Origin of the sequence: Streptomyces sp. NPDC097619, assembly GCF_040302735.1 — a bacterium.
In the GTDB taxonomy this organism is placed as follows: Bacteria; Actinomycetota; Actinomycetes; order Streptomycetales; family Streptomycetaceae; genus Streptomyces.
Genome location: NZ_JBEOSD010000079.1, coordinates 25,151 through 34,467, shown reverse-complemented (window position 1 = coordinate 34,467; position 9,317 = coordinate 25,151). Strand labels below are relative to the sequence as shown.

Sequence of the window (9,317 nt, the reverse complement as noted above, 5' to 3'; positions counted from 1 at the left end):
GGTACCGATGATGACGCCGACGCCGAAGACGAGGGTGTCGCGGGCCCCTTCGCGCGGTGCGGGGCCGCGGTCGTGCGGGCGGTACGGCCTACAGGCCGACCTCGCGCATCAGCATGCCGACCTCGGTGTTGGTCAGGCGGCGCAGCCAGCCGGACTTCTGGTCGCCGAGCTCGATCGGGCCGAAGGCGGTCCGGACGAGCTTCTCGACCGGGAACCCGGCCTCGGCGAGCATGCGGCGGACGATGTGCTTGCGGCCCTCGTGGAGGGTGACCTCGACCAGGTAGTTCTTGCCGACCTGGTCGACCACGCGGAAGTGGTCGGCGCGGGCGAAGCCGTCCTCCAGCTCGATGCCGGACTGGAGCCGCTTGCCGATCTCGCGGGGCAGCGGGCCCGTGATGGCCGCCAGGTAGGTCTTGGTGACGCCGTACTTCGGGTGGGTGAGGCGGTGGGCCAGCTCGCCGTGGTTGGTGAGCAGGATGATGCCCTCGGTCTCCGTGTCGAGACGGCCGACGTGGAAGAGCCGGGTCTCGCGGTTGGTGACGTAGTCGCCGAGGCACTGGCGGCCGTCCGGGTCCTCCATGGTGGAGACGACGCCGGCGGGCTTGTTCAGGGCGAAGAACAGGTACGACTGGGTGGCGACGGTGAGGCCGTCCACCTTGATCTCGTCCTTCTGCGGGTCGACGCGCATGCCCTGCTCGGTCACGACGCGACCGTTGACCTCGACGCGGGCCTGCTCGATCAGCTCCTCGCAGGCGCGGCGCGAGCCCATGCCGGCGCGGGCGAGGACCTTCTGCAGCCGCTCGCCCTCCTGCTCGGCGCCGGGGAAGGTCTTGGGCGTCTTGATCTCGGGCTTGTTCGCGTAGCGCTCGCGGTTGCGCTCCTCGATCCGGGCGTCGTACTCGCGGGGGCGGGACTGGCCGCCGCCGCGGGGACCCCCGCCGGAGCGGGCGCCGCCACCGGTCCGGGCGTCGCCGCCGCGGCCGCCCTGGGGGGCCTTGGGGCCACCCTTGGCGCCGCCGCGGGCCGCGCCGCCGCGGGCACCGCCGCCGGGGCGGCCGGCGCCGGAGCGCTCGCCCTCGGGGCCCACGTCGTAACGGCGCTCCTCGGGACGGGGGCGGCGCGGACGGGCCTGGCCCTGGCCGCCGCCCTGCCGGTCGTCGCGCCCGTTACCGGCGCCGCGCTGGTTGCCGCGCCCCCCGCTCTTGCCGCTGTTCCTGTTGCCGCCGTTGCCGCCGCTGCTTCGCATCAAATGTCCGTTGGCTCGTCAAAACGTCTGTCTTCGTCAGTGTCCGGTGCGTCCGGATCGAACGACGGGACACCTTCCTGCGTCTCGGCCTCGATCGCGTCCGCCTCCGGGAGGAAGGGCGCGAGCTCCGGGAGCTCGTCCAGGCCGCGCAGGCCCATCCGCTCCAGAAAGTAGTTCGTCGTCCTGTACAGGATCGCACCTGTTTCGGGTTCCGTCCCCGCCTCGGTCACGAGACCCCGCTGGAGCAGGGTCCTCATGACCCCGTCACAGTTGACCCCGCGGACCGCGGAGACCCGGGAACGACTGACCGGCTGCCGGTACGCCACCACGGCCAGGGTCTCCAGCGCCGCCTGGGTGAGGCGGGCCTGCTGACCGTCCAGGACGAAGCCCTCCACCGCCGGGGCGTAGGCGGCCCGGCTGTGGAAGCGCCAGCCCCCCGCGACCTGCCGCAGCTCGAAACCGCGTTCCTGCGCCTCGTATTCCCCGGCGAGCTCCCGCAGCGCCGCCGCGACCTCCCGGGGCGCGCGTTCCAGCACCCGGGCCAGGTGGGCCTCGGTCGCCGGCTCGTCCACGACCATCAGGACGGCCTCCAGCGCGGGCTTCAACGGCAGCCCGGCCACCGCCCCGGCCGCGGCCCGGCCGGCCCCCGTCCCCCGCTCCTCCGCGCCCATGGGGCCCTCCTCGCTCACGGGCCCTCCTCGGGGCCGGTCCGGTCGAACTCGTCGGTCACCCGGGGCGGCCGCGCCCCGTCACCGGTCCAGCGCACCATCAGGGTGCCCAGGGCCGTCTCCTGGTCCAGGCCGACGACCCGCTCCCGGTACAGCTCCAGCAGGGCCAGGAAGCGGGCCACCACGGTCAGGGTGTCGGGGGCGTCCCCGGTCAGCTCCTGGAAGCTGGCCCCGCCCAGCTCACGGAGCCGGGCCATCACCACGTCGGCCTGCTCGCGGACGCTGACCAGCGGGGCGTGGATGTGGTCCACGTACACCTGTGGGGCGGGTCGGGGCCGCATCGCCTTCGCGGCGAGCGCGGCGAAGCCCTCGGCGCCGATGCTGATGACGACCTCGGGCAGCAGCGCGGCGAGGTCGGGCTCCAGGCCCACGGTCCGCGGGTACCGGAGGGACTCGGCGGCCGCCCGCTCGTCGAAGATCGCGGCGATGCGCTTGTAGGCGCGGTACTGGAGGAGCCGGGCGAAGAGGAGGTCGCGGGCTTCGAGGAGGGCGAGGTCGGCTTCGTCCTCCACCTCGGCCGCGGGCAGCAGCCGGGCCGCCTTCAGGTCCAGGAGGGTGGCGGCGACCACCAGGAACTCGGTGGTCTGGTCGAGGTCCCCGTCGGGGCCCATGGCCCGGATGTGGGCCATGAACTCGTCGGTTACCCGGTGCAGGGCCACCTCGGTGACGTCGAGCTTGTGCCGGGCGATGAGCTGGAGCAGCAGGTCGAAGGGGCCCTCGAAGTTCGACAGCCGCACGGTGAACCGCCCACCGGCGGCCTCCTCGGCCCCGGCCTCCGCCGCGGAAGCACCGGCCTCCGCCGCGGAACCGTCGGCGGCGGGCACGGGCGGGGACACGGGGGCCGGTGCGGGCACGGGCGCGTCGGCGGGCGGTACGGGCACTCCGGCGGCTCCCGGGGCCTCGGCGGCCTCCGCAGCGGCCACGGGGGCCGGCTCGGGTGCGGGCGCGGGGGCGGGCAGGGTGGCGACGGGAGACCGGTCCCCCGCTTCCGGTGCGGGCCCGGGAAGGGCCCCGGGGCCCTTCCCCAGGCTCCGGCGCGACGGCCGGACGGGGCGGGGCTGCTCTTCGGTCGGGTCCATCACGATCCAGGGGTGTGCGCGGTACGGAGCGGCGCCGGGAGCCGCTCCCCGACCCTACCGGCGCCCCACCCGAGGACCCGGCCAACACGGCCCACGCCGCCCGGAGGCGGTGGGAACCGCGCGATTGGCCGTCCCGGGCACACGGAGGCCGCCGGGACCGAGAGCCGCCTCAGGGGCGCGGGGAACGGCGCGCGTGGCGCCTCGACCCCGGGACCGCCCCGAACCCGGGACCGCGCGGGGGTGCGGGGGCCGCTCGGTCGGGTTCCGTCGGCCCGCACCCGAAGGCCGGGTCGGAGCCGATCCGCGGGCCGCGACGAACGCCGCGACCGGCGTCGGAGCCCGTCCGGCCCCGGCACGACCCGCCGGGGCTACCGGCCCCGCAGCCGCCGCACCAGGATGCTGGCGTCGCCCCGGGACTCCAGGTCCGCCAGGACCACGGCGACGGCCTCGCGGACGATCCGCCCGCGGTCCACGGCGAGCCCGTGCTCCCCGCGGAGCACGAGCCGGGCGTGTTCCAGGTCCATGAGCTCTTCCGCGGACACGTACACGGTGATCTTCTCGTCGTGCCGTTCACGCCCGCTGGGGCGCCGGTTGGCGCCCCGTCCCTTGCCCCTGCGGGGCGCGGCGGCGGCCGGGGAGCCGACCGGGCCGACAGAACCTTCCTGCGGCCTCCTGGGGCCGGCCACCACCGGGGACCCCGCGCTGTCAGCGGTGTCCTCCTGGCCGCGTCCCCGGACGGTCCCGCCGTCCTCCGCGCTGCCGGCTCCCGCCGCCCCCGCGTCCTCGGTGCCGCCCGCGCGCCGGGGCGAGGACGCCTGCAGGGCGGTCCCCCCGGTGGTACGGAACAGTTCGTCGGCTCCGGGCAGACTCACTCGGCGTGACACCGGGCGAGCACCTCCCTGGCGAGCTGGCGATACGCGGCGGCGCCGACGGAGTTCGAGGCGTACGTCGTGATCGGCTCGCCCGCGACCGTGGTCTCGGGGAAGCGCACGGTGCGGCCGATGACCGTGTGGTACACGTGGTCGTCGAAGGCCTCGACCACGCGGGCCAGGACCTCCCGGCTGTGCACGGTGCGGGAGTCGTACATCGTGGCGAGGATGCCGTCGAGTTCCAGCTCCGGGTTCAGGCGCTCCTGGACCTTCTCGATGGTCTCGGTCAGCAGGGCCACGCCGCGGAGGGCGAAGAACTCGCATTCCAGCGGCACGATGACCTTGTGAGCGGCCGTCAGCGCGTTCACGGTCAGCAGGCCGAGGGAGGGCTGACAGTCGATCACGATGTAGTCGTAGTCGGCCATCAGCGGCTTCAGGGCCCGCTGCAGGGTGGACTCGCGCGCGACCTCGCTGACCAGCTGCACCTCGGCGGCGGACAGGTCGATGTTGCTGGGCAGCAGGTCCATGTTGGGGACCGCGGTCTTCAGCAGCACCTCGTCGGCCGACATGCCCCGCTCCATGAGCAGGTTGTAGACCGTCAGGTCGAGTTCCATCGGGTTCACGCCGAGGCCGACGGAGAGGGCGCCCTGCGGGTCGAAGTCGACGAGCAGCACCCGCCGTCCGTACTCGGCGAGCGCGGCGCCCAGATTGATGGTCGACGTGGTCTTGCCGACGCCGCCCTTCTGGTTGCACATCGCGATGATCTTCGCGGGGCCGTGGTCGGTCAGCGGACCGGGAATCGGGAAGTACGGCAGCGGCCGTCCGGTGGGGCCGATCCGCTCCCGACGCTGCCTGGCGGCGTCGGGGGCGAGGGTGGCCGCGTACTCGGGGTCGGGCTCGTACTCGGCGTCGGGGTCGTAGAAGTGCCCCTCGGGCACCTCGTCGTAGTCGGCGAAACCGCTGGGCTCTCGGCCGCTCAGGTCGCCGGCCATGGAGTTCACGTCTAGGCCGTCCATGCTCTTTTGGGGCGTCGTCATGTGCTGGTGGTGTGCGAAGGTGCGGACCGCTACGGAGCCGACAGCTTCGAGCCCGGCGGGGCGCACGCCCCGCGAGGGGGGAACCTCTGCCGTTCCGGCAGGGTGCTGGGAGGCGGTTCCCGCTTGACCACCTCCGGGAGCAAATGTCGACTCATTCACAAGTCGTCTTACCTCCTCGGACGTGACCAGGACACTTATCGATAGGTCAGCGTGGCACCATGCCGACGGTTGGCGACTCTATGGCGTGTCACCGGTCCGCAGCAACACAATCGGCCGGACGCGGCGCGATGTGTCGGCAACCGAACACCACTCTGTCAAGGGTGTACGGGCTGCCGCTGTGAAGTTTCGCGGGTGTGCGAAACGGTTAAAGGGTTACGTTCGACGCGAGTTGAGGCCGGACGCGGCCCGGTGCGCAAACGTCTCCGGCCGGACCTTGTGGGCAAGGTCCGGCCGGAGACGTGAGATTGACGCCGGTCGTTGACGTCGACCGCGCCGGGCCGCGTCGGGACTCAGCCGATGAGGGCGGAGAGCTCCACCGACTCGTAGCCGTGCGCCTCGGCGACGGGGCCGTAAACGACCTGTCCCTCATGGGTGTTGAGGCCCAGGGCCAGGGCGGAGTCGCGGCGCAGCGCCTCGACCCAACCGTTGTTGGCCAGCGACACGATGTAGGGCAGCGTGGCGTTGGTCAGCGCGTAGGTGGAGGTGTTCGGGACCGCGCCGGGCATGTTGGCGACGCAGTAGAAGACCGAGTTGTGGACCTGGAAGGTCGGCTCGGCGTGGGTGGTCGGACGGGAGTCCTCGAAGCAGCCGCCCTGGTCGATGGCGATGTCGACAAGGACACTTCCGGGCTTCATCCGGGAGACGAGCTCGTTGGTGACCAGCTTCGGGGCCTTCGCGCCGGGGATGAGCACGGCGCCGATGACGAGGTCGGCCTCCAGGACGGCCTTCTCCAGCTCGAAGGCGTTGGAGACGATGGTCTGGATCTTCGTGCCGAAGATCTTGTCGGCCTCGCGGAGCTTGTTGATGTCGCGGTCGAGCAGGGTCACGTGGAAGCCCATGCCGATGGCGATCTGCGCGGCGTTCCAGCCGGAGACGCCACCACCGATGACGACGGCCTTGGCGGCCTGGGTGCCCGGGACGCCGCCGGGGAGGATGCCGCGGCCACCGGCCGAGCGCATCAGGTGGTAGGCGCCGACCTGCGGGGCCAGCCGGCCCGCGACCTCGGACATCGGGGCGAGGAGCGGGAGCGCGCGGTTGGCGAGCTCGACCGTCTCGTAGGCGATGGCGGTGGTGCCGGACTCCAGGAGCGCGTCGGTGCACTCCTTGGAGGCGGCGAGGTGCAGGTAGGTGAAGAGGGTCTGGTCCTTGCGGAGGCGGTGGTACTCCTCCGCGATGGGCTCCTTGACCTTCAGCAGCAGGTCCGCGGCGGCCCAGACCTCGTCGGCGGTGCCGAGGATCTCGGCACCGGCGGCGACGTACTCGGCGTCCGTGATCGAGGAGCCGGCACCGGCGTTCTGCTCGACGACGACCTGGTGGCCATTGCGGACGAGCTCGTGGACACCCGCAGGGGTGATGGCCACGCGGAACTCGTTGTTCTTGACCTCGCGGGGGATGCCGACCTTCATCGTCGATCACGGTCCTTGGCTCAGGGGATTTAACGGGGCAAAGCTGTACATACCCATTGCACCAGTGCGCAGCGGAATGCACCACGGGATGACGTGGTGGAGCCAGTCTAATGAAGGATTTCCGGCTGTCTAGCCTTACAAACCAAATACCTCAGCGCGAACCACTACGGATTTCGCAGGCAGCGGGGTCCTCTCCCAGGAGATGATCAGCGGCCGAGCGGTGCAGTCGGGCCGCCGCCGGGTCCCCGAGCCGGTCGAGGGTGTCGGCCAGCCGGACCTGCAGTCCGGCCTGGAGCCGCAGGTCCCCGGCCTTGCGGGCCAGCTCCACGGCCGCCCGGCAGGTGTGCAGGGCCTCGTCGGGACGGCCCGCGTACTCCTGGACCCGGGCGATCTCGCTCAACGCCTTTGCGTGGCCCGGGACATCGGCGAGCTTGCGGTACCCCGCCGCGGCCGAGCGCCAGCTGCGCAGCGCCTCGCCGTAGCGTCCCGCGTACGTGTGCACGTTCCCGAGGCGTCCGTACAGTCGTGCGACGTCGGCGCGCTCCCCGCGGGTCTGGCCCTGGGCGAGGGCCCGGCCGTACCAGTCGGCGGAGCGGTGCCAGTCCCCCAGGACCTGGTGGACCCCGCCTACGGATTCCATCGCGCGACCGACGGCGTAGTGGTCGCCCGCGGTGCGGCCGGCGTCCAGGGCGGCCCGGTATCGGTCCAGGGCCTCGTCGGTCCGGCCGGTCTCCGCGTCGAGGTCGCCCAGGTTCAGCAGGGCGGCGGCCCGCTCCCGGTGCAGGCCCAGGCGGTCGGAGACGTCGAGGACGAGCCCGTGCAACCCGTACAGCTCCGGGGCGGCGGCCTCGGTGCCGCGGTGCGCCGCGAGGGCCCGCACCAGTGCGGCGACCAGGCGCCGGGCCAGGGTGTCCAGCTCCCCGTCCGCGACCGCGAGGGACGCGGCGGCGGCGAGGGCGGGCACCCGGGCGTCCAGCCAGACCGCGGCCTCGGCACGGCTGCCGAAGCGGAGGGCGCGCGGGGTGCCGGCGGCGGCGCGGGCCTCGCGGCCGGGGGCGGCGGGCCCCACCGGCCCCAGCGGCTCCTCCCGCTCCTCGGCGGCCTCCTGGCAGGAGAGCAGCAGCCGGACGGTGCGCTCCAGCATCCGGGCGCGGGCCAGCTGCACCTCGGCCGGGCGTTCCCGGGCCTCCAGGAGGTCCTGGAGCAGCGGGGCCAGGCAGCCGGGCAGCCCGAAGGTGCCGTACGGCCCGGGGCGGACCAGACCGAGTCCGGCGAAGTCCTCCAGGAGGGACTGGGCTGCGGCCACCGAGCAGCCCGCGAGGGCGGAGACGGTGTGCGCGTCGAGGACCCCGAGGGGGGCCAGGGGCAGCAGCCGCAGGGCCCGCTGCGCGGGGGCGGGCAGGGAGTCGTGGACGAGCCGGAAGGAGCGGGTCACGGGGCCGCGGTCCCGGCCGCCGCCCTGGCGCATCCCGTGGAGCTTCTTCACCAGGTCGGCGAGGGCGGCCTGGGGGTGTGCGGCGAGCCAACCGGCGGCGAGGACGAGGGCGGCGGGCTGCCGCTCGCACTCCTCGGCCAGGGCTTCGGCGGCCCGGGGGTCCACGGCCACCCGGACCTCTCCGATGCGGGCCCGGAGCAGGTCCACGGCGGCCGGGGTGTCGAGGCCGCCGAGGGTGCAGGGGCGGACGTCGGGGATGCCGGTGAGGGGGCCCTCGGCGGTGATCACGGCCAGGCAGCCGGGCTCGTCGGGCAGGAAGGGGTCCACCTGCTGGGCGTCGGCGGCGTCGTCGAGGAGCAGCAGGGTGCGGCGGCCCGCGAGGGCGGTGCGCAGGGCCTCGGTGAGCTCGTCCTCGTCGGCTCCGGGCGGGGTGGGGCGGCCGAGGGCTTCGAGCAGGGTGCGGGCGGTGCGGTCGGCGGGGACGCGTTCGCCGTCGGGGAGGCGGAGGCGGGCGCGCAGGATGCCGTCGGGGTAGGCGTCCGCGGTCTCCCGTACGAAGTGTTCGGCGAGGGTGGTGCGGCCGGATCCGGGACGGCCGGCGATGAGGAGGACCCGGGCGCGGGGGGCCTTGCGGCCGGTGAGGGTGTCGAGGCCGGTGCGGGCGATGTCCTCGCGGAGGGCCTTCAGTTCGCGGCGCCGTCCGAACAACTCCGTTCCGGGTGCGTCCTGTTCGGCGGCGGTGTGCTGTGCCGGGGCGTCCCGTACCGGGGTGTCCTGGGCGGGGTGCGCGGTGGGGCCGGTCGACGCCTTGGTCATGACCACGGCGGGGCCGGACGGGGTCCCGTCGGCGGCGGGGGCTTCCCGGTCCGCCCGGTCCCCCGGGGTGGGCGGGCCCGACGGGCCGTCAAGGGCGGGCGCGGACGCGGGGGGTGCGGACGCGGGGGGTGCGGCGGTCGCCGTCCCGACGACCGAGGCGGTTCCGGTCACCCGGGCCGTGTCGGCCGTGACGGCCGCCGTGGTCTTGGCGGTGTCCTGCGCGTGCGCGGTGGCCGTCTCCACGGCCGACCCGACCGCGGTGTCTGCGTGCGCGTGGGGGTGGCGCGCGGCTTCGTCCGTCAAGGTCCCGCTCCTCTGCATGCCGGAGGGCGCTGCCGGGTGGCCTGCCTTTGGCTCTCGGGGAGTTCGAGCGTAATTCACGCAGAGCGGCGGAAATCGGGGGGCCGGGCGGGCGGGTCCCCCGATCGGATCAGCCGATGGTCACACGGGTGGCGGGGGCGGGTCGGGTGCTCCGCGCCAGG

Annotated in this window: 7 protein-coding genes; all 7 read right to left on the bottom strand. The window is 74.0% G+C overall.

Annotation, left to right across the window (positions count from 1 at the left end):
• Positions 1-88 precede the first annotated feature (88 nt).
• The 7 genes from ABTZ17_RS21635 to ABTZ17_RS21605 all read right to left on the bottom strand — a co-directional run bounded on the left by ABTZ17_RS21635 (position 89) and on the right by ABTZ17_RS21605 (position 8,835).
• Positions 89-1,246, bottom strand: a complete 1,158-nt coding sequence (locus tag ABTZ17_RS21635) for a pseudouridine synthase (RefSeq protein WP_352197299.1) — start codon at positions 1,244-1,246, stop codon at positions 89-91.
• Positions 1,246-1,917: an SMC-Scp complex subunit ScpB gene (scpB, locus tag ABTZ17_RS21630; RefSeq protein WP_352197305.1), complete on the bottom strand. Its 672-nt coding sequence runs from the start codon at positions 1,915-1,917 to the stop codon at positions 1,246-1,248. The genes ABTZ17_RS21635 and scpB overlap by 1 nt, the downstream gene beginning before the upstream one ends.
• Before the next feature lie 14 nt (positions 1,918-1,931).
• Positions 1,932-3,053, bottom strand: coding sequence for a segregation and condensation protein A (locus tag ABTZ17_RS21625; RefSeq protein ID WP_352197298.1), 1,122 nt, complete (start codon positions 3,051-3,053; stop codon positions 1,932-1,934).
• Positions 3,054-3,421: 368 nt separating this feature from the next.
• Positions 3,422-3,937 carry a hypothetical protein gene (locus ABTZ17_RS21620; protein ID WP_352197297.1) on the bottom strand — a complete coding sequence of 172 codons (516 nt, stop codon included), beginning with the start codon at positions 3,935-3,937 and terminating at the stop codon, positions 3,422-3,424.
• Positions 3,922-4,959, bottom strand: coding sequence for a ParA family protein (locus tag ABTZ17_RS21615; RefSeq protein ID WP_502994780.1), 1,038 nt, complete (start codon positions 4,957-4,959; stop codon positions 3,922-3,924). The genes ABTZ17_RS21620 and ABTZ17_RS21615 overlap by 16 nt, the downstream gene beginning before the upstream one ends.
• A 509-nt stretch (positions 4,960-5,468) precedes the next feature.
• A complete protein-coding gene (gene ald, locus ABTZ17_RS21610) occupies positions 5,469-6,584 on the bottom strand; it encodes an alanine dehydrogenase (protein WP_352197295.1) in 1,116 nt (371 codons plus the stop codon).
• A gap of 151 nt (positions 6,585-6,735) precedes the next feature.
• Complete coding sequence (locus tag ABTZ17_RS21605; protein ID WP_352197304.1) at positions 6,736-8,835, bottom strand: AAA family ATPase; 2,100 nt, start codon at positions 8,833-8,835, stop codon at positions 6,736-6,738.
• Positions 8,836-9,317: the final 482 nt, after the last annotated feature.

Excerpts from the sequence above, each read along its gene's own strand:
- ald (WP_352197295.1), bottom strand. The coding sequence starts at position 6,584 with ATGAAGGTCGGCATCCCCCGCGAGGTCAAGAACAACGAGTTCCGCGTG.
- ABTZ17_RS21605 (WP_352197304.1), bottom strand. The coding sequence starts at position 8,835 with ATGACCAAGGCGTCGACCGGCCCCACCGCGCACCCCGCCCAGGACACC.
- scpB (WP_352197305.1), bottom strand. The coding sequence starts at position 1,917 with ATGGGCGCGGAGGAGCGGGGGACGGGGGCCGGCCGGGCCGCGGCCGGG.
- ABTZ17_RS21635 (WP_352197299.1), bottom strand. The coding sequence starts at position 1,246 with ATGCGAAGCAGCGGCGGCAACGGCGGCAACAGGAACAGCGGCAAGAGC.
- ABTZ17_RS21615 (WP_502994780.1), bottom strand. The coding sequence starts at position 4,959 with ATGACGACGCCCCAAAAGAGCATGGACGGCCTAGACGTGAACTCCATG.
- ABTZ17_RS21625 (WP_352197298.1), bottom strand. The coding sequence starts at position 3,053 with ATGGACCCGACCGAAGAGCAGCCCCGCCCCGTCCGGCCGTCGCGCCGG.